This window comes from Lactobacillus psittaci DSM 15354, assembly GCF_000425905.1.
In the GTDB taxonomy this organism is placed as follows: domain Bacteria; phylum Bacillota; class Bacilli; order Lactobacillales; family Lactobacillaceae; genus Lactobacillus; species Lactobacillus psittaci.
This window is the reverse complement of the sequence record NZ_KE384473.1, coordinates 150,108-174,153: the sequence shown is the minus strand read 5'-3', so window position 1 is coordinate 174,153 and position 24,046 is coordinate 150,108. Positions and strand designations below refer to the sequence as shown.

The window sequence follows — 24,046 nt, the reverse complement described above, 5'->3', positions numbered from 1 at the left end:
TATTAATAGTCGATTTTTATTATATAAAAAACAAAAATATCCCGCAAACTTCACAAAAAAAGAGGCTTACGCCTCTTTTGGTTTTATTCAAATACCTTAAACATATTATCTGTAACTACCCTGCTAGATTTAAATTGATTTACATGACTATCGGCTGGATAACCAGCAGCAATACCAATTGCAATCACTTCATCTGAACTAATTTGCAAAACTTCACGTGCTTCTTCAGGATATTTAACAATCTCATAGGCAATCATTGTATCTACGCCTTGATCTTTAGCCGCCAGCATCAGAGTTTGAGCAAAGGCCCCTAAGTCAAAGCTAGCCCATCTTGGGGCCTTTTTAGGAATAGTTAAATAAAAAATAGCTGGTGCATGATAAAAACTAGCTTGAAGCATTGGCCATTCTATTTCTTGCTCAGGCTTAGTTAAAAAGTTACTACGTTCCAAGTTCAAGTTAGCCATATTGGTTTGTGGAAATGCATCCCAATCAACTCGGTGCATTGGCTTCCAATCTGGATTGGCCGTTTTACCATTAGCAACATTTTTAGCATGCAAGTCTTTAAGTTTCTTTAGAGTTTCACCTGTTGCTAAATATACCTTCCAAGGCTGTGAATCAACCCAAGAAGGAGCATGTTGGGCCAAGGCAACAATATTTTTTAAAGTTTCTAACTTAACTGCTTGATCTTTAAAATAACGCACACTATGGCGCTTTAAAATTGCGTCTTTTGTTTCCATAAAATGGCCTCCTTTTTACTTTACATCTTTAAATTAATTGTATACCATAAAATCAAACCTAACAAAGGAGTGATACGATGGGACTTACTTTTAAGCGTTCAGATGAACTAGAAAAAATGCTAGATAAATTTGCTGTAATTCCAGATGACCCTAAAAAAGGTGGTAAAGGTAGCAAAGGAAAAGCAGATAAAGAACAAAAGCCTGAAAACGATAAATAAAGAAAAACTTGATTCATTTGTTTTGAATCAAGTTTTTTTCTTTACTCAACTTTGTCACTAATCCAGGCACTTAATTCATCTAAGTGTAATTTGGTTTCTGAACTATAAGTCAATACTTGTACTTGCTCATGGTTTAAATCCATGTGCTTTTTCAAGTTAGCATAGACCTTGTTATATTGACTCTTCTTAAGCTTATCCATTTTAGTCGTTACTACCAAAATTGGCAAATCAAGCATTAAAGCATAATTGTACATTGAGATGTCATCAGCTGTAGGTTCATGACGAGCATCAATTAATAAAATCAAGCCCTTCAAATCAGCTCTAGTTTCAAGATAATCTTGAATCATTTCACCAAATTTTTCACGCTGAGATTTGGAAACCTTGGCGTAGCCATAACCAGGAACGTCAACTAAGTAAAAACTGTCGTTAACCTTATAGAAATTAAGAGTTTGTGTTTTACCAGGTTGTGAAGAAGTTCTAGCCAAGTTCTTTCGATTCAAGAAACTATTAATCAAACTTGATTTACCAACATTTGATCGACCAGCTAAGGCAATTTCAGGAAAATCATCTTGGGGATATTGATCTTCTCTAACGGCACTAACGCTATATTCACTACTCGTTATCTTCATTTACTTCTTCATCCGCTTCTGTTGTTTCTTCAGGATCTTTTTTGATAATTCTGGGAGCAGAATGCTTAGTAATTACATCCTTAGTAATTTCAACTTTTTCTACGTCATTTTCACTTGGAATTGAATACATTGTATCCATCATTGAGTTTTCGATAATAGTTCTCAAGCCACGTGCTCCCATATTACGGTTTAAGGCTTGTTCACTAATTGCGCTTAAAGCACCATCACTGAAACTCAAATTAACGTTATCAAGCTTAAAGAGTTTTTGATATTGCTTAACCAAAGCATTCTTAGGTTCAGTTAAAATTCGAATCAAGTCTTGCTTTTGTAACTTATCTAAAGTTGCAATTACTGGAATTCTACCAATAAATTCTGGAATTAAACCAAATTTAACTAAGTCTCCAGTAGTTAAATACTTAGTCCATTCATCATTTTCAATCTTATCAAATTTATTTTCTGCGCCAAAGCCAATTGTCTTTTTACCAAGACGAGATTTAACTATGCCTTCAATCCCGTCAAAAGCCCCACCAACGATGAATAAGATGTTCTTAGTATCAATCCTAATCAATTCTTGTTGTGGGTGTTTACGGCCTCCTTGAGGCGGTACAGACGCAATTGTCCCTTCTAAGATTTTTAGCAAAGCTTGTTGTACGCCTTCACCAGATACATCACGAGTAATTGAGACATTTTCAGCTTTTTTAGAAATCTTATCTATTTCATCAATATAAACGATACCTCTTTGAGCTCGTTCAATGTCATAATCAGCATTTTGAATTAACTTCAGCAAGATATTTTCAACATCTTCACCTACATATCCAGCTTCAGTCAAAGTAGTTGCATCTGCGATGGCAAATGGGACATTTAAAATTCTAGCGAGAGTCTGAGCTAAATAAGTCTTACCAGAACCAGTTGGCCCAATAAGTGCGATATTAGATTTCTGAAGCTCAGTTGAATCATCAACATCCATTTGACTGATACGTTTGTAGTGGTTATAAACCGCAACTGACAAAACTTTTTTGGCACGATCTTGGCCAATTACGTATTGATCTAATTCTTGCTTAATTTCTTTTGGTTTCGGAAGGTCTTTTCTTTCCTTCAAAGCATCAGAGCGTAATTCCTCGTCAATAATATTTTTTGACAAAGCTACACATTCGTTACAAATGTATACTCCATTACCCGCAATCATCTTTTTGACTTGATCTTGGGTCTTACCACAGAATGAACATTTAATCTCTTCTGGGCCTGCTTGAAATTGTGAAGCCATTATATTCCTCCTCTTATCGCTATACTAAGATTAGCATACCGCTTCGATTATGGCTAAGATTTTGTTTTACAAAGAAAAAAGCGGCTAAATGCCGCCTTTTTCAAAAAATTGAATTTAATTACTTGTCTGAGTCCTTTTCAAGTTGAGCCTTACCAACTTGCTTTGCGTTATCAGTAATTAAGTCCATAGCCTTACGTACAGTAATGTCGTGGCTAAGCATTTCATCACTTAAGGTTGCACGAACAGTCTTTTCGTCCATGTTGTATTCAGCTGCAAGGTCCTTGATTTCTTGTTCAATTTCCTTAGCATCTGCCTTAAGGCCTTCCTTAGCAACAACTGCTTCAAGAACTAAATTAGTCTTAACTCTTTCGGCTGCATCAGTTGATAATTGTGCACGTAATTGAGCTTCATTAGTGTTAGTTAACTTGAAGTAAGTTTGAGGATCGATGCCTTGACGTTGCATGTTACCCAAGTATTGGTTAAGTTGAGTATCAACATCTTCTTGAATCATTGCATCAGGAATTTCATCAATCTTTGCATTCTTAACTGCAGTAGTAATTGCTGCTTCTTGGATTGCGTCTTGTGCAGCTTCTTCCTTTTCTTCCTTCAATTGCTTCTTAATCTTGTCTTTTAATTCATCAAGTGAGTCAACTGAGTCATCAACGTCTTTAGCAAACTCGTCATCTAACTTAGGAAGTTCTTTAGACTTAACTTCGTGTAACTTAGTAGCAAAGTGAGCTTCTTTACCAGCTAAATCCTTTGCACCGTAATCCTTAGGGAAAGTTACAACGACATCAACTTCATCGCCAGCCTTGTGGCCTTCAAGTTGGTCTTCGAAGCCAGGAATGAAAGTGTTTGAACCAAGTTCAAGTGAGTAGTTTTCTGCGCTACCACCATCAAAGGCCTTACCATCAATAGTACCCTTGTAATCGATGATAACAGTGTCACCCTTAGCTGCCTTATCTTCCTTTAAAACAAGTTCAGCATTTTGTTCACGCTTCTTGTCTAATTCAGCATCGATATCCTTTTGGTAAACACGAGTGTTTTGCTTAGGAACTTCGATACCCTTATATTCACCAAGTTCAACTTCAGGCTTAGTTGAAACAGTTGCCTTCATAGTCCAAGCCTTACCTTTTTCCATTGAAACTGGTTCAATCTTTGGTTGACCAACAGCATCAATCTTAGCTTCCTTTACAGCAGCAGTATATGCGTTTGGTAATACTGCGTTTAAAGCATCTTCGTAAAGAGCTTCTTCACCATAGTATTGGTTAAAGATAACACGGCTTACGTGACCCTTTCTAAAACCAGGTACGCGCAAGTTCTTCTTAATACGGTTGAAAGCTTGGTCTAAACCTAATTTGATTTCTTCTTGTGAAATTTCAAAAGTTAATTCACCAGTAGTTTTACCGGTCTTTTCCCATTTTGCAGACATTTAATTCAATACCTCCGATGTCAAATTTGGGCTTGCTATTGCACACTCAATTATCTTACCTTAAATAGCATCAAAACTCAAATTTTACTGACATTTTCTCTAATTTTATATAAAAATGTATAAAAAAAAGATGCGCTCGCATCGCAAGTGCATCTTTTTAAGAGTTGGATTAGTCAAGAATATCAGTAACTTGGCCGGCACCAACAGTACGTCCACCTTCACGAATAGTGAACTTAGTACCCTTTTCTACGGCAACTGGCTTGATTAATTCAACAGTAAATTCAGTGTTGTCACCAGGCATAACCATTTCAGTACCTTCTGGTAATTCAATAGCACCAGTTACGTCAGTAGTGTGGAAGTAGAATTGAGGACGGTAGTCTGAGAAGAATGGGGTGTGACGTCCACCTTCTTCTTTCTTCAAGACATAAACTTGGCCCTTAAACTTCTTGTGGGTTTGGATTGAACCTGGTTGAGCTAAAACTTGACCACGAACAACTTCATCACGGTCTACACCACGAAGCAATACACCAACGTTGTCGCCGGCTTCACCTAAGTCCAAAGTCTTGTGGAACATTTCCAAACCAGTAACAACTGACTTCTTAACGTCATCAGTTAAACCAACGATTTCAACTTCATCGCCGACCTTAACTTGACCACGGTCGATACGACCAGAAGCAACAGTACCACGACCAGTGATAGTGAATACGTCTTCAACTGGCATTAAGAATGGCTTGTCAGTTTGACGTTCTGGAGTTGGGATGTATTCGTCAACAGTCTTCATAAGTTCCAAGATAACCTTTTCTTGTTCTGGGTCACCTTGTAAAGCCTTCAAAGCTGAACCACGGATAACTGGTACATCGTCACCAGGGTAATCGTATTCTGATAACAAGTCACGTACTTCCATTTCAACTAAGTCGATCAATTCTGGATCGTCAACTAAGTCACACTTGTTTAAGAATACAACGATGTATTCAACACCAACTTGACGAGCAAGTAAGATGTGTTCACGAGTTTGTGGCATAGGACCATCAGTTGCGGCAACAACTAAGATAGCACCATCCATTTGTGCAGCACCGGTAATCATGTTCTTGATGTAGTCGGCGTGGCCTGGGGCATCCATGTGTGCGTAGTGACGGTTTTCAGTTTCGTATTCAACGTGGGCGGTGTTAATAGTAATACCACGTTCTTTTTCTTCTGGCGCAGCATCGATTTGTGAGTAATCTGAAGCTTGTGCTAAGCCTTGCTTTGCCAATACAGTAGTAATAGCTGCAGTTAAAGTGGTCTTACCGTGGTCAACGTGTCCGATAGTACCAATGTTAACGTGCGGCTTGGTTCTTTCGTAATGTTCTTTTTCTGCCATTAAAATGACCCTCCTGTAAATTTGCAAGAAGTCCGTTGAGATAAGTTAACGGATAATTCTCTGTTGAATATTGTACTACTTTCATGAGCAATGTTCTAGTAACTTGCTTATGAAAATATCCTTTTATGATTATACTAGATTACCAGAAAAAGTAAACCATTTTGCTAAAAAAGTTTACTTAAGAATATTTCGATATATTTTCTCTAGTAGTTCTTGGTGTATTCCACCATTCTTTGCAAATATGAATCCCACTATATCGCTACTAAAGGAATCTGGTTCATCTAGATACTTGTCTATCTTAGGATAAAGTGAACCGATAATCAAGTTTGCTTCACTCAATATTTGAGATAAATTTGCTGGTGATTTTCTCATTCGGTCTCCAATGCCTGCAATCACTTCTTGATAGATTGTGTTTTTTTCAAGTAAGGCTGTTTGCGCTGGAATAAAATCTTCTAATTGTCCTAAAACATAAACTTGAATTTTCTGGGTAAGCCCTAATTTGATTAAGTCTTCACATAAAACTAGTCTTAAAGCAAAATTTTGTGCTGGATTAATCAACAGACTTTGACTAAATGCTATAAAGTTTTCTCGATTTAGTTTTAGCAGCTGTTGATAATCTCGACTGGTCAAATATTTATTAACCTTAAATGAGCGCATAATCTCTTCTTGCTCAGTCTGAGTAACAGCTTTAATTTCAACCGATAATTCTTGTCCCAATAAATGCTCCAGCTGCAGGCGCTCAATATAAAAATTATTTGCTTGTAATGTTTTTAAATATAAATTGAAGACATCTGTTTGTGAAAAAAGATCAGGCTCTTCTTTAATTAAAGCATATGCCCGATCTTCTTTCTTAGTCTTCAAAAAAACTCTAACTAGCTCTAGAACTATTTTTTGACTATAACCATAATCAAGTGCCTCTTCTAACTTTTCAATCGCCACATCTAAATCATGACGATTTTCAGCTGCTTGAGCTAATTCAAGTAAATTTTGCTGACTATGATTCATTATTCTGCCTTTTTATTTTTTTGATTTTCTTTTTTCTTGTTCATTGCGCGATGACGATTTTGGTTAACTTCCATAATTACTGGTAAAACCACTGGACGGCGATTTGTTTGCTTATATAAGAACTTTTCAACGCTTGAACGAACATCATTCTTCAATTCAGTCCAATCAAACTTCTTATGTTCAAAGTTAGTTTTAATCGCCTCTTCAATCACCTTACGGGTTTCATTCATTAACTCGCGGTTAGCCTTAATGTAAACAAAGCCACGGCTTGAAACTTTTGGAGTTGCAATGATTTTTTTCTTCTTACGGTCAATTGTCGCAACAGCAATAAAAATACCATCATCTGATAAAATTTCACGGTCACGTAAAACAATGTTTCCAACATCCCCAACACCGCTACCATCAATCATCGTATCTTCACCAGGAACTGGATCTGTTAAGTAAAAACGTCCCTTTTCAAGGTTCAAGCAATCACCATTTTTAGTGATATAGATATCTTTTGGATTCATCCCTGCATTAATTGCAAGGTCACGATGAACTTCAAGCAAACGATATTCACCAATAACTGGGATTAAGAACTTAGGCTTCAAAGTAGCAATTAATAATTGTAAGTCTCTACCAGTTGCATGACCTGAAGTATGCTTAGCATAAGCTAATTGTTCAACAGTACCACCCGCACGGTAAACCATATCACTTGTTTGAGCTACCATTGTTTCAACTGCATGTGAAGGAGTAGTAGCGATAAAGACCAAATCTCCATCGTGAATTGAAATCATTCGGTGACGATTATTAGCCATCTTTTGAAGGGATTGTAATGGCTCACCCATTCTACCTGTTTCAAGTACTACCAATTGTTTATCTTCATACTTCTTAAGTTCTTTTGAATCAATAAATAATTGCTTATCAGCAGTTAAATAGCCTAAATCTAATGCAGTTCTGACGATTTTACCAACGCCTCGACCGGTCAATAAAACTTTACGGTTAGTCTTTTTAGCTGCATCAAATACTTGTTGCAAACGTGTAAAATTAGATGCTTTAGCAGCAACGATAATCCGTCCTGCAGCATTAGCAAAGACTTCTTGCACATAACGAGCAATATCTTTTTCAGATGCATTAGGGAAATCAGCTTCAGCATTTGATGAATCACTTAATAAAGCTAATACTCCTTGGGTAGCAATTTGTGCTAAGCGGTCCATATCAGTCCGGTAATGCTTAGCTGCTGAAGGATCGAATTTAAAGTCCCCTGTATAAACAATATTCCCAGCACCAGTATGAACAACAATCCCCAATGAATCTGGAATTGAATGGGTTGTATGGAAAAATGAAACTGTTGCATTCTTAAAATCAATTTCACTTTCTGCATCAATCACATGAAAGAGATTCTTCTTAAAGCGTCTGTTTTCTCTTTGAACAGTCAACTTAGCTAACGCGATTGTTAATTCAGATCCAAAAACATTGATATCGTAATTTCTCAAAATATAAGGTAAAGCACCAATTGAATCTGCATGACCATGTGTCAAAAAGATACCAGCAATTTTATCACTATATTTTGCAAAGAAATCCATATCTGGGATAACTACATCAATCCCAAACAAAGAACTATCTGGATACTTCAAACCTGCATCCAGCACAAAAATCTCATCATTAACTTGAACAGCGAACATGTCCTTACCTTGTTCACGAACACCGCTGACAATCATTACTTTAATTGTATTTTCTGCCATTATTTTTCCTTCTCTTATTGTTTTATTTATGATTATTTATGGATCAGATGATCAAAACGAGCTAATCTTTTTTAATTTTAGCATAGATAAGAGCTTTTGACAGCAAAAAAAAAGCCAGCTGATGCTGACCTTCTTGAAAATTAACGACGTAAACCTAACTTCTTGATTAAAGCACGGTAACGTTCAATATCATTTTCTGATAAGTAACGAAGTAAGTTACGACGGTGACCAATCTTCTTAAGCAAACCAACGTATGAGTGGTGGTCTTGCTTGTGAGCTTTCAAGTGAGCGTTCAAGTTGTTGATATCTTCAGTTAAAACAGCAACTTGTACTTCAACAGAACCAGTATCACCTTCGTGAGTTGCGTATTCCTTAATTAATTCGTTCTTTCTTGCTTTTGAAATTGACATAAATATAAACACCTTTCATAAAAAATATAATTGCCATTAACAACGTAAGCCGTTGGTGAATCGAGCAAACAGCGTTAATGGTTCACAACAGAATTAATAATACAGAGATTTTTTTCAAAAAGCAAGCATAATTTATCTTGCAAGTAGAGATTTTCTTAAGTATAATCAACTTATGTGATTTTAAATAAATTATTGGAGGTGAATTTCATGCCACAAATTAAATCAGCTATCAAGCGTGTAAAGACTCAAGCTAATGCTAACAAGCGTCGTGCTGCTCAATTAAGCGAATTAAGAACTGCTGTTAAGAAGTTCAAGGTTGCTCAAGCAGCTGGTGCTGAAAATGCATCTGAATTGCACAAGGCAGCAGCTCGTGCTTTGGACAAGGCCGCATCTAAAGGCTTAATCCACAAGAACAAGGCTAACCGTGATAAGAGCCGTTTAGCTAAGCTTGCTAAATAATTAGCAATTCAAAAAGGACTAGGATTTAATTCCTAGTCCTTTTTTTGTTGTCTAAACAGCTAATAAAAACATTTTCAAAAATTCAGGTCCTTGATATGTTCCATTCTTGTAACCATAATCAAGCTTAATTGCCGCAAGTAGCATCTTTTCTAAGCTCTTGATTGAAATCCGGGTCTGACCTGCTAATTTAACACGATATGGATGAATACCAAGTTCTTTACCAACATCCATTTCACTTCTTGACCGAGCTAATAAAATCTTAGCTGCAAGTAAGACTTCAAGTTGAGATTCAAAAACAGCTAAAATTCTAATTGGGCTTTGCCCTTCTCTTAGTTGATCTTCTAACCGTAAAATTGCTTCTTGATAGTTGTGACTTAAGGCTTTTGTTAAAATCTCAAAAATATTTTGTGCTAATGATAAATCAATATTAGCATTAATCATCTCAGTAGTGATTTTTTGATCTGTTGCAATATTTTTAAGCTTTAAGTAGTTTGACAGTGCTGCCTCCATTACTTGGTCGCTACGCTCAAGTAGAAGTTGTAAAGCACTTTGAGAAATTTGGTAATTTTCTGTCTTGATAATTGCCTTTAATATTCCACTTACTTCATAAGGTTTAAAACTAACATCAACTAAATTGAAATTCTTTTGGCAAATTTTACTAATTTTTCGGCGTTTATCAATCTTACCATTACAAATAATGACTAATTGATCATCACTTTGGTCAATTTTTTCAAAAATCTTTTCAAGTTGCTTTAAATTCTTTTCGTCTTTTTTTTGTACTTTCCCAGTTAAAAAAATAGGATTTTTAACTATCAGTAGCTTTTCACTTGCAAATAAACTAGCTTCAGTTAAATCAGCAATTAATTCACCAATTCCTTCACTCTCGCAATCAACTGTCCGCTTTTCTAGTTGATCTAAGGCAGGATTTTTAACATAATCTCTGACTAAATAATCATTCAAAAAAGCATCTTCACCTGTAATTAAAAGATTTTTCTTGGCTTGATTTGAATTTTTAAAAAGCGATAATAACACTATTTTCCTCCTAAAAAGGTCTCGAATCTTTCTTTGGTAAAGCCAAACTTATAACTAATACTACCATATGATTGCGTTGATAGATATGGCAAGTTTTGTTGCGACAAAGTTCGCAAAGTTTCAGGATTAGGATGGCCAAAGCGATTATTTCTACCAGCAGAAATAAAAACCATTTTAGGCTGGATTGCTTGCAAAAACTTAGGCGAAGATGAAGTTTTGCTGCCATGATGGCCTAATTTAAAGTAGTCAACCTTAAAAGGCGTCTTTTGATAAATTCTTTCTTCACCTGCTTGATCCAAATCTCCAGTAAAAAGCCAGCGCTTATTTTGAATTAAAAAAGTCAATGAAAGTGAATCTTCATTTTTCCCTAGTCCAGGATGATCAGGATAAACAACATTAAATTTAATTGCACCATTAACTACATCCCCAGCCAAAAGTTCTACTAGCCTAGTATGATTAATGCGATGATTAATTCTCTTGCGAAATGAAGGATTAGCCAATAACCCCTTAGCAAAATATAAATTATCAACTTGTATATTTTCTAAAAGTGGTCCTAAATCGCCAATATGATCGGCATCTTGGTGCGATAAAAAGACTCCATCTAGATGGTCAATCCCTTGCGCTCGCAAAAATGGCAAAGTTATTTGTTCAATTTGCGGCCGACTTTTATGCTTAGAAAAATTCAATTTTCCGCCAGTATCAATTAAATAGCTTTTCCTAAAAATCGGTGTAGTAATCAAAATGCTATCGCCTTGACCGACATCAATAAAAGTAACCTGGCCTGCAAGTGGAAAATGAATACCCATAAATATAATAAGATATAGCAAAAATTGTCCTGGCAATAAGAATTTAAACCATGTTTTATTTTGATAAGGCAAATAAGTTAAAAATAAAATTGCTAGCCCTAAGAGTAAAACTGTCTGCCACCAGTTAATCTTTCCAAAAGTAATAGTCCCCCAATTTTTTGAGGCTAAATATCCAATTAAGCTTTCACTCAGTTCCAGAATTTGCTCAAAAAAGTTGCTAATTACAGGAAAAGCATTAAACAAGAAAATATTAATAAAAACTAGAGGCATCACAATAAAGTTAAAATATGGTACCACCAAAAAGTTAAAGAAGACTGTTAAAAGATTAACCTGGTAAAAACTAAATAATAGTAGTGGCGTTAACAAGAAATTAAGTAAAGCCGCCTGCTTAAATTCACCAAATCCTTGTACAAATTTTAAGCCCAGAACTAAAACATAAGATAAAATAGCTCCCATGCTTAAAAATAGTCGTGGCCAGAAAAGTAAATGAATGATGACCGTTAAACCTAGTAAATCAGCGGCAGTTAATTTTCGATTTATCAGTTTTAAAAGACCCGCTAAAAAGTATGTTAAGCAGCTTCTAACAAATCCAGCTTGACCCGCACAAATAAAGATTCCTAAGAGCAAAATCAAGGAGCAGATACCAAAAGTTTCTTCTTCAGTAAACTTTAACCAGTAACAAATGACTGAAATCACCAAACTATAAATTGCAACATGTAAACCTGAGATACTCAAAAGATGAATTACACCTAAATTGCGATAATTATCTAAAACCTCCTGATTTTCAGCATTGTTATTTTCTCCCAGAACTAATTCGCTAGCAAAAAATCCTAGCAAGCGCGGGAAAGTATTAAAGTATTCCTGCAGCTTAAAACGTAAATAATGTAGCCAAGTCCAAAGACTAATTGAAGTTGGCACACTAGTAGCTGTTTTTAACTTTACTCTTTGAAAAATCTTTTTACTAGCATAGTATTTGCGATAATCAAACTGGCCAAAATTTGTCGGTGCTTCAATTTCACTTACTTCACCTGTTAAGTTAGTCAAGAGCACATTTTTGCCTGCTTTTATTGCCTGCTTTAAAGTGGCATCTGGTTTAATTCCAACTAAAATTGAACCACTAGTAGCATGTGCGAGCCCAGTTAAATAGTCATCTTTAATCGCCACCTCATCAGGATAAATCTGCAAAGTAGTTGCGCTATTTAAAGTAAAAGTATTGCTTTTTTGATCAATTTTTACCAAAAACAAAAAACTCGCAACTACTAAAGATAAAATCAAACAAGCTGGCTGATATTTCTTAACGATTAAGCTAAAAAAATACAGCAAAAGTCCCCATAAAATTATTTTTTGATAGATATCACTAGCCTGATAAAGCAAAAAAGATAAGGTGGTCAAAACTAGTCCTAGTAGGAAGTAAAATCCTGGCTTAAAACTAGAGTTCCAACTGGTCTTTAAAAGCTGCAAGGGTCTTTTCTCCAATTCCTGAAACTTTAGTCAAGTCTTCTACACTCTTAAACGGGCCATTTTGCTCACGATAAGCAATAATTTGTTCTGCCTTTTTAGCACCAACACCATTTAACTTTTGTAAATCAGCTGCAGTAGCGGAATTTAAATGAATTTTTTCGCCACTTGTACTTGCGCCACTAGTTGAACTACTGCTAGAAGTTGTAGTCTGACTAATGCTAGCTGCTGGGGCATTTTCACCTTGACTAGGGATATAAATCTTGTCACCATCTTTCAGTAAGGTAGCCCGATTAATTGCCTTTAAATCAGCACTTCCTGTTAAGCCACCAGCCACTTTAATTAAATTGTCAATTCTAGCACCATTTTTCAGTGTATAAACTCCCTGATTTTTAATTGCACCAGAAATATCAACCGTAACTTCACTTTTATTATTATCAGAGCTACTTTGAAGCGAGCTAATATTTGATTCATCCTTTTTACTACTTTGAGCTTCAGTTAACAAAGCTTGGTTATTCTCACTTGTGCTCTGATCAGGAGCTTTGAAAAAGATAAATACTCCTACTAATGCTAGAATCACTCCAATTACAATAACTTTCTTTTCTAAAATCCAGTCTTTAATTTGTTCAAAATCCATTATTTTCACCTCTAAAATAAAATACGAAAAAAAGCCTAGAAAATTTCTAGACTTTTTAATTTATTTTATTTTTTTGAGGTAGTTTAAAGCATTATCAAATGTAGCAACCGGCACAATCTTCATTTTTGAGTGTATCTTCTTAGCAGTTTTAAGAGCTACTGCATAATTAGTTTCACTCTTTTTATAACCTGCTAGTTGCTGCGTTGGGGCAAAAAAGACTGTAGCACCAGCGTTATTTGCAGCTACTACTTTCTTATCAACGCCACCAATCATCCCAACATTACCACTATCATCAATTGTTCCAGTTCCAGCAATCTTTTGCCCATGGGTTAAGTTTTTGCTTGTCAATAATTGATATGAAGCTAAAGAAAACATTAAGCCTGCAGACGGCCCGCCAATACTACCTGCATTAATACTAATTTCTGGTTTAGTAATAACTTTTGTTCTTTCAACTAATTGAATTCCAATTGCAGCTTTATTGTCGCTACCAGTAAGTTTAGTTGTTTTTTCAGTAAAAGATAAAGTTTCATTACCACGTAAAACTGTCACTTTAATCTTCTGACCAATTTTTTGCTTTTGGATATAATCCATCAATGCTTTAGTTGAATCGAATTTTTGGTCATTAACTGCGGTAATTACATCAGCTAGCTTTAGATCATGTTTAAAGTTTGAATTCTTAGCTATTCCCATAACATAGACACCTAAGAACATCTTCTTAGCCGAAACACCAGCCTTTTGGGCAGCATAATAAATAGCATTATTTTGACTAGTTTCCATATACCATTGCTGAAGCTGTTCATATTCCGCACTATTTTGATTTCCCATTAAGTTTTTTTGCGAAATTCTTGTATCAAATTCACGGCTAAAGCTCAATAAATAATCTAAGACGCTAGCTTGTCTTTCAGCGACTGTGACCATATAAAGATTCTTATCTGCTGCTTTTTTACCAGACTTAACAAATTGACTAACACTATTAGCATCCCCAGGTGATTCTATATAATAGCTAGTTGGCCAGGAAAGCCCAATAATAACAATGACAATTGTAATTAGGCCTATGAGAAAATTTCTAACAGTTTTTTTCTTCGAATTAATTCTTTCTTTTTCCATCCTGCATCACCTTCTTTAATGCTTGACTAGCCTTTTTAGGCAAAAATGCACTCACATCGCCACCAAATTGTGCAACTTCTTTTACCATGCTTGAAGCAATAACAGAATTTTCGGCCGAAGTTAATAAAAAGACTGTCTCAATTTCCGGAGCAAGCTTAGAATTTAATGATGCCATCTCTTGCTCATAGATAAAGTCCTTGCTATTACGCAATCCGCGAACAATTACTCGTGCACCCAATTTACGCGCTACAGAAACAGTTAAGTCTTCATCTCGAATTAAAACTTCAACATTGGGCCAATCTTTGACTTCATCAAAAATAAAATTCCATCTATCTTGACTGGAAAATAAGTATTTTTTCTTGGTATTAGTCATAACAACCACATAAACTTTTTCAAATAAGCGAGCAGCCTTTTTGATTGTTTCTAAATGACCGTTGGTTACGGGATCAAAACTACCAGGGAAAATTGCTTTGGTCATGATTACTCCTTCCGATAAATTCTGACAATTGTTTTGCCTAAATGATGTTCTTTAACTAATTCAAAGCCAGCAACTGGAGCTAATTCAGTCTGATCATCTGTTTCACAAACAAAAATCGCCCCATCATTAACTAAGTTTAAATTAAGCATCTCTGTCATAATCTGGGCAATCTTTTGCTTAGCATATGGTGGATCTAAGAAAACTAAATCAAAGCCATAATTATCTTCAGAAAGTTTTTTTAAAGCAACTTTATCAGGCATTTTAAATACTTCGAATTTAGTTTCTTCTTTTGTCAAAGCTACATTTTTTTTGATAATTTGAACAGCTTGATAATTAATGTCACAAATTACAGCATGATCATATCCACGTGAGACAGCTTCAATCGCTAGAGCACCACTTCCACCATATAAGTCTAAGACTTGGCCCCCATCAAAAAATTGTCCCAAACTATTGAACAATGATTCTTTGACTTTATCACTCGTAGGACGTGTCTTATTACTCTTTAGCGTAAACAAGTTGCGTTTAGCATATTTACCAGCGATTATTCTCATGCTTAAAGTCTCCATTCTCTGCAATCATTTTTTCAGCCTGTTCAGCTAAAGTCTTCATGAGCTGTTCTTCATGTTCACGACTAAAGTCTAAACTTTCAGTTGGCGACAATTCTGCTTTTTTGACGAAGTGCAAGCGATTCAACTTAATAACGACTTGTTCTGCAACATTTTTATTAACATAAATTAGGCAGTACTTTTTGCGTTTAGAAAAATAAACAATATCGCCAAATTGACGTAATTTAAACTGATCTTGAGCCAAATTTAGGTAAACAACAATTCCAACTCTAGCTTGAATTGTTGTATCGCGCAAATCTTGATTAAAACTCATCTAACAGTCTCCGAATCTTCTAGTTTTTTCTTTTCATGGGCTGAAATATTCAAAATCAATCCAATCCCGGCTGTCAAAACAATCATTGAACTTCCCCCAAAACTAATAAACGGCAGTGTAACCCCCGTAATTGGTAAAAGTCCCAAAACAGCACCCACATTAAATAAGGTTTCTGTAAACATAATTGTTACTACCCCAAAACAAACTAAGGCATTGAATTGGCTTGTAGCATGAATTCCTACTTCCATAATGCGCCACAATAAGTAAAATAATATTCCTAAAATAACAATGGCACCAACAGAACCCAATTCTTCTGAAATAATCGACAAAATAAAGTCAGTATAAGGTTCAGGTAAATATCCACGCTTTTGCATACTGTTACCTAAACCAACACCAAATAAACCACCATTATGAATGGCATAATAAGAATTAACTAGCTGAGCCCCACCTGTTCGCTCTAACTTAAATGGATGGGCAAAAGCAAGTAATCGTTGAAATTGGTATGAATCTTGTAAAAATTTTGGATTCCAAACGATTAAAAAAGTAACTAGTCCAACCATTAATAAGAACAAAACAATTAACCAGCTAACCACAATTCTCGTTGGAATACCTGAAACAGCATATAAAACCATGACAATCATAAATAAAATCATGGTCCCACCAAGGTCTGGTTCTAAAATAACTAAAATCATCATCAAAAATGATAAGATAGTTGGACCAGATAGGTTTTCAATAATACTTCCTGGGATTAATTTGCCATCACGCTTATCTAGAATTTTAGCTAGGTATAAAATCAAAGCTAACTTGGCAATTTCAAGTGGTTGAATATTAATAAACCCCAAATTAATCCAACCAACAGCACCATTAACAGCAAACCTACTCCCGCCTATAAACTTCATCAAGAGTAAGATTACCAGCATTATGCTAGAAATTAATAAATATGATCCAATAAAACGCCAGCTTTTAAAAACTTCAAGTTTCATGAAGAAAGCTAAACTTCCAAAAATTCCAATTGAAAAAAGTGCATATTGAAATTGTCTAATCCCATAAAATGAAGGCTTAAAGCCATTAACTAGCAAGATATCTGAGCTTGCTGAATAGACCATCACAATTCCCACTACGACTAAAATGAGATATGGAATTAAAATTTGATAGTCCATATATTTTAATTTTTGTCGAATCACACACTTCGTCTCCCTAATATAAAATCTTTATCTATTATAAAACAAAAAAGCCGTTACTCCTATCAAAGTAACAGCTTTTTATGATTTATTAGTTAAATAAACTAGTTTTGGCGATTCTTCTTCTTGTCGAATTTTTGACGTTCATTAGTGTTCAAAATCTTCTTACGTAAACGAATGCTTTGTGGAGTAACTTCACAGTATTCGTCATCGTTCAAGAATTCGATAGCTTCTTCCAAAGTCAAAGTCTTTGGAGTCTTAATAGAAGCAGAGTGGTCCTTACCTGCAGCACGAGTGTTAGTTAAGTTCTTACCCTTAGTTACGTTAACTGCAATATCACGTTCACGAGATGATTGACCAACAATCATACCTTCGTAAACTTCAACACCTGCACCAATGAATAAAATACCACGTTGTTCTACTGATTGAAGTGAGTAAGTAGTTGATTGACCTTGGTTAATTGATACCAACGCACCATTTCTTCTACCTGGTTCCCAGTTCTTAACAACTGGCTTGTATGAATCAAAGGTGTGGTTCAAAATACCGTAACCAGCAGTTTGAGACATAAATTCGTTATTGTAACCAATCAAACCACGTGATGGTACCAAGAATTCAAGTCTAGTTTGACCATTACCAGTTGATTCCATATTCTTCATTTCACCTTTTCTTTGTGAAAGTGAATCAATAACAGAACCAACGTATTCATCAGGTGTATCAACTTGAACAGCTTCAAATGGTTCACACATTTGACCATCAATTTCACGGTAAATAACCTTAGGACGTGAAAGTTGCATTTCAAAGCCTTCACGACGTAATTCTTCAACTAAGATTGAAAGGTGTAATTCACCACGACCTGAAACAGTCCAAGCATTTAATTGATCAGTAGGTTCAACCTTCAATGAAACGTCAGTCCGAGTTTGACGCATCAAACGATCTTCAAGCTTCTTAGGTGTTACTTGATCACCTTCACGACCTGCAAATGGTGAGTCGTTTGCAACAAAGTCCATTTGAAGTGTTGGTGGATCAATGTGAAGTGCTGGTAAAGCTTCTGGTTCTTCTGCTGAAGCAATAGTTTCACCAACAAAGATATCATTAATACCTGAAATGGCAATGATGTCACCAGCTTTAGCTTCTTTAATTTCGTTACGCTTTAAACCAAAGAAACCAAACAATTTAGTAACACGGAAGTTTTGAGTTGAGCCGTCAATCTTCATCACAGTAACTTGGTCGCCGACCTTAATTTTACCGCGGTATACACGACCAACACCGATACGACCTACATAGTCATCCCAGTCAAGCATAGTAATTTGGAATTGAAGTGGTTGGTCACTGTTTTCGATTGGAGCTGGAATATTCTTGATAATAGTTTCAAAAATAGGGTCCATAGTTTCTTTTTGAGTGCTTAAGTCTTCATCGTAGCTTGAAGTACCGTTCAAAGCACTAGCGTATACAACTGGGAAATCAAGTTGGTCATCATTAGCACCAAGTTCGATGAATAATTCAAGAACTTCATCCAAAACTTCTGCTGGACGAGCACCAGGACGGTCAATCTTGTTAATCACAACGATTGGCTTAACCCCAGCTTCTAAAGCTTTCTTAAGCACGAAACGAGTTTGTGGCATAGTACCTTCATAAGCATCAACAAGTAATAAGGCACCATCAACCATGTGCATGATACGTTCTACTTCCCCACCGAAATCGGCGTGTCCTGGAGTATCCAAAATGTTAATAGTAGTATCATGATACTTAACAGCCGTATTTTTTGAAAGAATAGTAATACCACGTTCACGTTCAATGTCGTTTGAGTCCATTGCACGATCTTCAAGGTTCATATGTTCTGGTAAAGTATCTGATTGCTTCAATAATTGGTTAACCAAAGTAGTTTTACCGTGGTCAACGTGGGCAATAATCGCAATATTTCTAATGTCTTCTCTTCTTTGTTCTGACAAAGGTATTCCTCCCAGCTTCAATAAAAAAACTGTGACGCTGTCACAGCCTTGCATACGCAAATCGTAATTCACGTTTTTAGAAGTGTCTTAGTATTAATAGTTACGTTGGTTGATTTTACCACCAACTAGCTATTTGGTCAACGATTTAGAAACTTTATCAATAAAACGAGCGAAAAACTTTTAAATGTGGTACAAATATATAAGACATTAAGCAAATTAAGGAGCGATACTTTTGATTCTTATGAAAAATATCGTCAGAGATGGCGACCCTGTATTAAGACGTGTAGCTGATCAATTAACTTTTCCACTTTCAGATCACTACAAAAAATTAGCAGATGAAATGATGGAATACTTGATTAACTCTCAAGATCCTAAGATTGCAGAAAAGCACCAATTAAGAGCTGGGGTTGGTTTAGCAGCTCCACAAGTTGGCGAAGGCGTCCAAATGGCTTCTCTACTTGTACCTAACAATAAGGGCGAAATTATTTTTAAAGAAACTTTTGTAAATCCTAAGATTTTATCTGAGTCTGTTCGCCAAACCTGTTTAAGTGAAGGTGAAGGCTGCTTGAGCGTAGACAAGGTAATTGATGGTTATGTTCCTCGTCCATACAAGTTAAAAATTAGATACTACACTGTTGACGGCGAAGAAAAAACAATTCGATTAACTGGCTACCCTGCAATTGTAGCTTCTCATGAAATTGACCACTTAAATGGTCACTTGTTCTATGACCGCATCAACAAAAAGAATCCTTTTGATTTAAAAGAAGATACAGTAGTTATTTCCTAATAAAATTAATTTTTGTCAAAGGCTGGTTGGATTACCAGTCTTTTTTCTTTGCTCACCTACACTTAAACGCGAAGTTATGGTAAAATTTTATTAACTATTGAATATTTTTGACTAATATTCATCTTGAGATCGTTTTAATAACAAAATTAAGGAGATAGATTTATGATCTATAAAGTTTTATACCAAGAAAACCAGATTGTGAACCCAAGAAGAGAGACCACAAAAACTCTTTACCTTGAAGCAGAATCAATCGGTAAGGCTCGTATGATGATTGAAGATAACACCCCCTACAACGTTGAATACATTCAAGAATTAACGGGCAACTCATTAACATATGAAAAAGAACATGCCGACTTTAAGTTGACAACGTTCGATGAAGAAAAGTAATTAATGGTGAAGATAAAAAATAATGAAGTAGCCGTTTTTGCCATTGGGGGTCTAGGCGAAATCGGTAAAAATATGTACTGTGTTCAGTACCAAGATGAAATTGTCATCATGGACTGTGGTATTAAATTCCCCGAAGATGATTTGTTAGGTATTAATTACGTCATCAGTGACTATTCTTACCTAGTTAAGAATCGAAAAAAAATTAAGGCTTTAGTTATCAGCCACGGCCATGAGGACCACATTGGTGGGATTCCATTCCTACTAAAGAAAATTCCGGAAATTCCGGTTTATGCAACACCATTTGCCTTAGCTTTAATTAAAGGAAAGCTTGATGAACATGGAATTTTAAAGACTACTGAACTTCATGAAGAACATGAAGATACAGTACTAAAATTTCAAAAATTATCAGTTACCTTCTTTAGAACTACTCACTCAATCCCTGATACCTTAGGAATTGCAGTTCATACACCACTTGGTGCTGTTATTTTTACTGGTGACTTCAAGTTCGACTTAACACCAGTAATGAACCAGCCAGCTCCAGATTTTCAAAGAATGGCTAAACTGGGTTCTGAAGGTGTTTTAGCATTACTTAGTGATTCAACTAATGCTGAAATTTCTTCATTTACTAAGTCAGAACGTTTTGTTGCTAAGTCACTTCACAATATTATTAGTGGCATTGATGGACGAATTATTTTTGCAACCTTTGCTTCTAATCTTTATCGGGTTTCTACAGCTATTGAAGCTGCAATTGAAACCGGCCGAAAGATTGCTATTTTTGGACGAAGCATGGAAAATGGAATTCAAAATGGGATTGATTTAGGTTACTTAAAGGTTCCAAAAGATTTAATTGTTGATGCTAATGAAATCAACCGGCTTAAACCTAGCGAAGCCATGATTTTATGTACAGGTTCACAAGGTGAACCTTTAGCAGCTCTTTCAAGAATTGCTGATGGCACTCACCGCCAAATTAGCATTCAACCTGGAGACACAGTAATCTTTTCATCAAACCCAATTCCAGGTAATACCCTATCTGTTAACCATTTAATTAACAAGTTAATGGAAGCTGGAGCAAATGTTATTCACGGTAAGGTCAATAACGTCCACACTTCTGGTCACGGTGGCCAAGAAGAATTGAAGATGATGGTTCGTTTGGCTAAGCCTAAGTATATGATTCCAGTTCACGGTGAATATAGAATGCAAGTTATTCACACTCACCTAGCTCAAGATGCAGGTGTTCCAAAAGAAAACACCTTTGTTCTGGGGAATGGTGAAGTTGTGGCATTCAGTCCAGAAGGTTCAAGAATTGCCGGCCATATTCCAGCTGGAGATGTCTTTGTTGATACTTCTGGCAGCGCTGATGTTGGTAACGTTGTTGTTCGCGACCGTCAAATCTTATCAGAAGAAGGGTTGGTAGTTGCAGTTGCAACCGTTGACTACAAGCATCAACGTGTCCTTGCAGGCCCTGACATTTTAAGTCGTGGTTTTGTTTATATGCGTGAATCGCAAGACTTAATTGCCCAAGCTCAAAAGAATGTCTACCATGTATTGCGTACGCAAATGGCTAAAAAGGAACATCCTTCTGAAAATGATATTCGCAAGGCAATTATTGCTAACTTACAAGATTTCTTGTATGCAAGAACTGAACGCAGACCTCTCATTTTACCAATGATTATCGAGAAAAAATAATTAATCTCAAAAATTATCAATAGTAAAAGCCTAAACTAGTAAATCTAGTTTAGGCTTTTTATTTTAGTCTTAAATTATGACAGCTTAGCTAACTTAATTCCTTCCATACCAATCATAGGATCAATTTGACCAGAATAAATAGCTTCTTTGGTCAAAATCTTTTCACTATTATCGTGTGAAGCAAGCTTATTTTCAATCTGATCATTATTAGCAGGTGTATTAGGCATTAATTTGATAATTTTGCTAGCTAATCCAGTTTTACGATTATTTCCTGGCGTATTAGTAGCCATTAAAAAGGCCCTTTGTTCACCAACCAAAACCAAATTCTTAGCAGCTCTAGTTACCGCAGTATACAAAAGATTACGTCTGAGCATGACATAGTTTTGCATCGTTAAGACTAAGATAACAAGTGGAAATTCAGATCCTTGTGACTTATGAATTGTAATAGCATAAGCTCTAGTTAAATCAAGTAAGTCCTTGCGAGAAAACTTAACTTCTCGATCATCAAAGTTACATACTAGTAGTTCATCACTCTTATCTTCGTTAATCCCGATAACCTTCCCAATTTGACCATTATAAATATCTTTTTCAGGATTATTTTGTAATTGCAGGACCCGATCACCAATCATGAATTTTTCGTCATGGCTTTCAACGAACTTACTGCCCTGCTCTTTCGGATTCAGAATCTTTTGTAACAAGTTGTTTAAATTATTAATTCCACCAGTACCATGATACATTGCGCTTAAAACTTGAATATCATCTTGATCAAAGCCTTTTTTAACTGCATAATTAACAATTTGTTCAATAGCGCGCCCAACTTGGTCCGGTGGACAAGGAATAAAAGAATAATTCTTGGTCTTTTGGAAAAGCAAGTTGGTATTTTGATCTTCGTTAATGCTGTGAGCAAGAGTGATAATCGATGAATCATCCCCTTGGCGGTGAATTGTTGTCAGCTTGGTGATTGGAAAAGCAGCTACCGTAATCATATCGCCAAAGATATTACCAGGTCCCACTGAAGGTAACTGGTCTTTATCACCAACAAAAACCACTCTTTTAGTCCCGACAATGCTAGAAAGCAGCTGTTTGAATAAAAACATATCAACCATCGACATTTCATCAATGATTAAGATTTCTCCATTAAGTTCGTTAAGCTCAACATCGTCTTCATTATTGTTGTTATTAATTCCTAACCCCAGCAAGCGGTGAATTGTCTTGGCCTCAACACCTGTAGTTTCACTCATTCTTTTAGCAGCTCGACCAGTAGGTGCAGCCAAAATAAATGGTGGATCTTCGCTATATAGACTTGCAGCAGGAATATCTTCAAGTCGGCGTAAGCAATATAAAATTCCATTAATAATTGTCGTTTTCCCAGTCCCAGGACCACCAGTTAAAAGCGACAAAGGATGATTCAAGGCATTTTTAATAGCAGTTTTTTGCGTATCATCGTAGCTAATTTTTAGATGCTTTTCACATTCACTAATCATGTCATTGATTTCATCATCAGCAAAAGTTTCACACTCAGTTTGGTTAAGACGTGATAAATTCTGTGCGATAACTTGTTCAGTTTCAAAAATATTCTGCAAACTGATAACGTCATCGCTAACTACTACCTTACCTGCCCGTTGTAAATCATTGACTGCATCTGCAATGGCATCAAATTGGTTAATATTAGTTAATTCGCTAACTTCAGTTAATAAAGCTTTTAATTCAGCAAAGGTATCCCCTTGTTCTTGGAGACGATTAAGCAAAACTTGGTAAATCGCACCATTAATTCTGCGGGCATCATTAAAGTCAATTCCGACTTGTTCACCAATATAATCAGCTTGCTTAAAGCCATAACCTGAAATTTCGTTAATTAAAGCATAGGGATCTTTTTCTAATTTTTCAATACTATCGCCATGGAATAAGTGATAAATTCGGTTAACCACATTCTTTCTTAAACCATACTGACTCAGCTTCAAATTAATTTCAGCATATGAATCCATGGTATTAAGTCCTGAAAGCAAACTATCTTTTTGCTTTTGCGTTAAGCCAAGTTCAGCAATCTTATTCGGCTTTTCTTTTAAAACTTGTAAGGCATTAAGTCCTAACTTGTCGATAATTGCTTGGGCTGTTTTTCGGCCAATACCCGGAAACTTATCACCACTAAGATACTTAGTCAAACTACCTTCTTCATGTGGCATTACCTGATGGTAACTTTCTGCCCTAAACTGCTGACCAAACTTTTTATGGACAATTAATTCACCTGAAAATTGATATTCTGAATTAATCGTCACGTCACCAAAATTTCCAGTAACGCGGATATCCTCTTGATCATAGCCTGCCAACTCCCCAACAATTTCAACGTCGAGGATTTTGAACATATCTTCATTGTTTTCAAAGATAATGCCTGACAAACGTCCCGTAAATTCTACCATTACT

The 24,046-nt window shown here is 35.8% G+C and carries 23 protein-coding genes; 5 read left to right on the top strand and 18 right to left on the bottom strand.

Features of this window, described 5'->3' with window-relative positions; genetic code table 11:
* Positions 1-83: 83 nt before the first annotated feature.
* A complete protein-coding gene (locus H628_RS0105190) occupies positions 84-737 on the bottom strand; it encodes a nitroreductase (protein WP_027825491.1) in 654 nt (217 codons plus the stop codon).
* A gap of 77 nt (positions 738-814) precedes the next feature.
* Between H628_RS0105190 and H628_RS07860 the strand changes: the two genes are divergently transcribed.
* Positions 815-955, top strand: a complete 141-nt coding sequence (locus tag H628_RS07860; protein ID WP_169449742.1) for an SPJ_0845 family protein — start codon at positions 815-817, stop codon at positions 953-955.
* Positions 956-996: 41 nt separating this feature from the next.
* Here H628_RS07860 and yihA read toward each other — a convergent pair whose 3' ends face one another.
* The 7 genes from yihA to rpsO all read right to left on the bottom strand — a co-directional run bounded on the left by yihA (position 997) and on the right by rpsO (position 8,779).
* Positions 997-1,584, bottom strand: a complete 588-nt coding sequence (yihA, locus tag H628_RS0105180; protein ID WP_027825490.1) for a ribosome biogenesis GTP-binding protein YihA/YsxC — start codon at positions 1,582-1,584, stop codon at positions 997-999.
* Positions 1,568-2,848 (bottom strand): ATP-dependent Clp protease ATP-binding subunit ClpX, encoded by a 1,281-nt coding sequence (gene clpX / locus H628_RS0105175; RefSeq protein ID WP_027825489.1) that lies wholly within the window; start codon positions 2,846-2,848, stop codon positions 1,568-1,570. The genes yihA and clpX overlap by 17 nt, the downstream gene beginning before the upstream one ends.
* A 118-nt stretch (positions 2,849-2,966) precedes the next feature.
* The gene (gene tig / locus H628_RS0105170) at positions 2,967-4,280 is read right to left on the bottom strand and encodes a trigger factor (RefSeq protein WP_027825488.1); all 1,314 of its coding nucleotides are present in this window, start codon (positions 4,278-4,280) and stop codon (positions 2,967-2,969) included.
* Positions 4,281-4,449: 169 nt separating this feature from the next.
* The gene (gene tuf / locus H628_RS0105165) at positions 4,450-5,640 is read right to left on the bottom strand and encodes an elongation factor Tu (RefSeq protein WP_027825487.1); all 1,191 of its coding nucleotides are present in this window, start codon (positions 5,638-5,640) and stop codon (positions 4,450-4,452) included.
* Between the two features lie 174 nt (positions 5,641-5,814).
* Positions 5,815-6,645: a hypothetical protein gene (locus H628_RS0105160; protein ID WP_236692240.1), complete on the bottom strand. Its 831-nt coding sequence runs from the start codon at positions 6,643-6,645 to the stop codon at positions 5,815-5,817.
* Positions 6,645-8,369 (bottom strand): ribonuclease J, encoded by a 1,725-nt coding sequence (locus tag H628_RS0105155; RefSeq protein ID WP_027825485.1) that lies wholly within the window; start codon positions 8,367-8,369, stop codon positions 6,645-6,647. Before H628_RS0105155 ends, H628_RS0105160 begins: the two co-directional genes overlap by 1 nt.
* Before the next feature lie 140 nt (positions 8,370-8,509).
* The gene (gene rpsO / locus H628_RS0105150; RefSeq protein ID WP_027825484.1) at positions 8,510-8,779 is read right to left on the bottom strand and encodes a 30S ribosomal protein S15; all 270 of its coding nucleotides are present in this window, start codon (positions 8,777-8,779) and stop codon (positions 8,510-8,512) included.
* Between the two features lie 207 nt (positions 8,780-8,986).
* Here rpsO and rpsT point away from each other — a divergent pair, with 207 nt between their 5' ends.
* The gene (gene rpsT / locus H628_RS0105145) at positions 8,987-9,238 is read left to right on the top strand and encodes a 30S ribosomal protein S20 (protein WP_027825483.1); all 252 of its coding nucleotides are present in this window, start codon (positions 8,987-8,989) and stop codon (positions 9,236-9,238) included.
* A gap of 51 nt (positions 9,239-9,289) precedes the next feature.
* Here the strand turns inward: rpsT and holA are convergent, their stop codons facing one another.
* The 9 genes from holA to typA all read right to left on the bottom strand — a co-directional run bounded on the left by holA (position 9,290) and on the right by typA (position 18,765).
* A complete protein-coding gene (gene holA / locus H628_RS0105140) occupies positions 9,290-10,273 on the bottom strand; it encodes a DNA polymerase III subunit delta (RefSeq protein WP_027825482.1) in 984 nt (327 codons plus the stop codon).
* A complete protein-coding gene (locus H628_RS0105135; protein WP_027825481.1) occupies positions 10,270-12,537 on the bottom strand; it encodes a DNA internalization-related competence protein ComEC/Rec2 in 2,268 nt (755 codons plus the stop codon). The genes holA and H628_RS0105135 overlap by 4 nt, the downstream gene beginning before the upstream one ends.
* The gene (locus H628_RS0105130; protein ID WP_027825480.1) at positions 12,506-13,171 is read right to left on the bottom strand and encodes a helix-hairpin-helix domain-containing protein; all 666 of its coding nucleotides are present in this window, start codon (positions 13,169-13,171) and stop codon (positions 12,506-12,508) included. The genes H628_RS0105135 and H628_RS0105130 overlap by 32 nt, the downstream gene beginning before the upstream one ends.
* Positions 13,172-13,231: 60 nt before the next feature.
* Positions 13,232-14,278, bottom strand: coding sequence for a SepM family pheromone-processing serine protease (locus H628_RS0105125; RefSeq protein WP_051237970.1), 1,047 nt, complete (start codon positions 14,276-14,278; stop codon positions 13,232-13,234).
* Positions 14,259-14,756, bottom strand: a complete 498-nt coding sequence (gene coaD / locus H628_RS0105120) for a pantetheine-phosphate adenylyltransferase (RefSeq protein WP_027825478.1) — start codon at positions 14,754-14,756, stop codon at positions 14,259-14,261. The genes H628_RS0105125 and coaD overlap by 20 nt, the downstream gene beginning before the upstream one ends.
* A gap of 2 nt (positions 14,757-14,758) precedes the next feature.
* A complete protein-coding gene (gene rsmD, locus H628_RS0105115) occupies positions 14,759-15,307 on the bottom strand; it encodes a 16S rRNA (guanine(966)-N(2))-methyltransferase RsmD (protein ID WP_027825477.1) in 549 nt (182 codons plus the stop codon).
* Complete coding sequence (locus tag H628_RS0105110) at positions 15,288-15,635, bottom strand: YlbG family protein (protein WP_027825476.1); 348 nt, start codon at positions 15,633-15,635, stop codon at positions 15,288-15,290. Before H628_RS0105110 ends, rsmD begins: the two co-directional genes overlap by 20 nt.
* Positions 15,632-16,816, bottom strand: a complete 1,185-nt coding sequence (locus H628_RS0105105) for an FtsW/RodA/SpoVE family cell cycle protein (protein WP_027825475.1) — start codon at positions 16,814-16,816, stop codon at positions 15,632-15,634. The genes H628_RS0105110 and H628_RS0105105 overlap by 4 nt, the downstream gene beginning before the upstream one ends.
* A 104-nt stretch (positions 16,817-16,920) precedes the next feature.
* Positions 16,921-18,765 carry a translational GTPase TypA gene (typA, locus tag H628_RS0105100; protein WP_027825474.1) on the bottom strand — a complete coding sequence of 615 codons (1,845 nt, stop codon included), beginning with the start codon at positions 18,763-18,765 and terminating at the stop codon, positions 16,921-16,923.
* Positions 18,766-18,997: 232 nt separating this feature from the next.
* Between typA and def the strand changes: the two genes are divergently transcribed.
* From def to rnjA, 3 genes are all read left to right on the top strand, one after another.
* The gene (gene def / locus H628_RS0105095) at positions 18,998-19,552 is read left to right on the top strand and encodes a peptide deformylase (protein ID WP_027825473.1); all 555 of its coding nucleotides are present in this window, start codon (positions 18,998-19,000) and stop codon (positions 19,550-19,552) included.
* Between the two features lie 162 nt (positions 19,553-19,714).
* On the top strand, positions 19,715-19,939 hold the full coding sequence (locus H628_RS0105090) for a DNA-dependent RNA polymerase subunit epsilon (RefSeq protein ID WP_027825472.1): 225 nt from the start codon (positions 19,715-19,717) through the stop codon (positions 19,937-19,939).
* A gap of 6 nt (positions 19,940-19,945) precedes the next feature.
* Positions 19,946-21,625 carry a ribonuclease J1 gene (rnjA, locus tag H628_RS0105085; RefSeq protein ID WP_027825471.1) on the top strand — a complete coding sequence of 560 codons (1,680 nt, stop codon included), beginning with the start codon at positions 19,946-19,948 and terminating at the stop codon, positions 21,623-21,625.
* Positions 21,626-21,699: 74 nt separating this feature from the next.
* On the opposite strand, the gene recD2 is transcribed toward rnjA, so the two are convergent.
* Positions 21,700-24,042, bottom strand: a complete 2,343-nt coding sequence (gene recD2 / locus H628_RS0105080; RefSeq protein WP_027825470.1) for an SF1B family DNA helicase RecD2 — start codon at positions 24,040-24,042, stop codon at positions 21,700-21,702.
* Between the last annotated feature and the right edge of the window lie 4 nt (positions 24,043-24,046).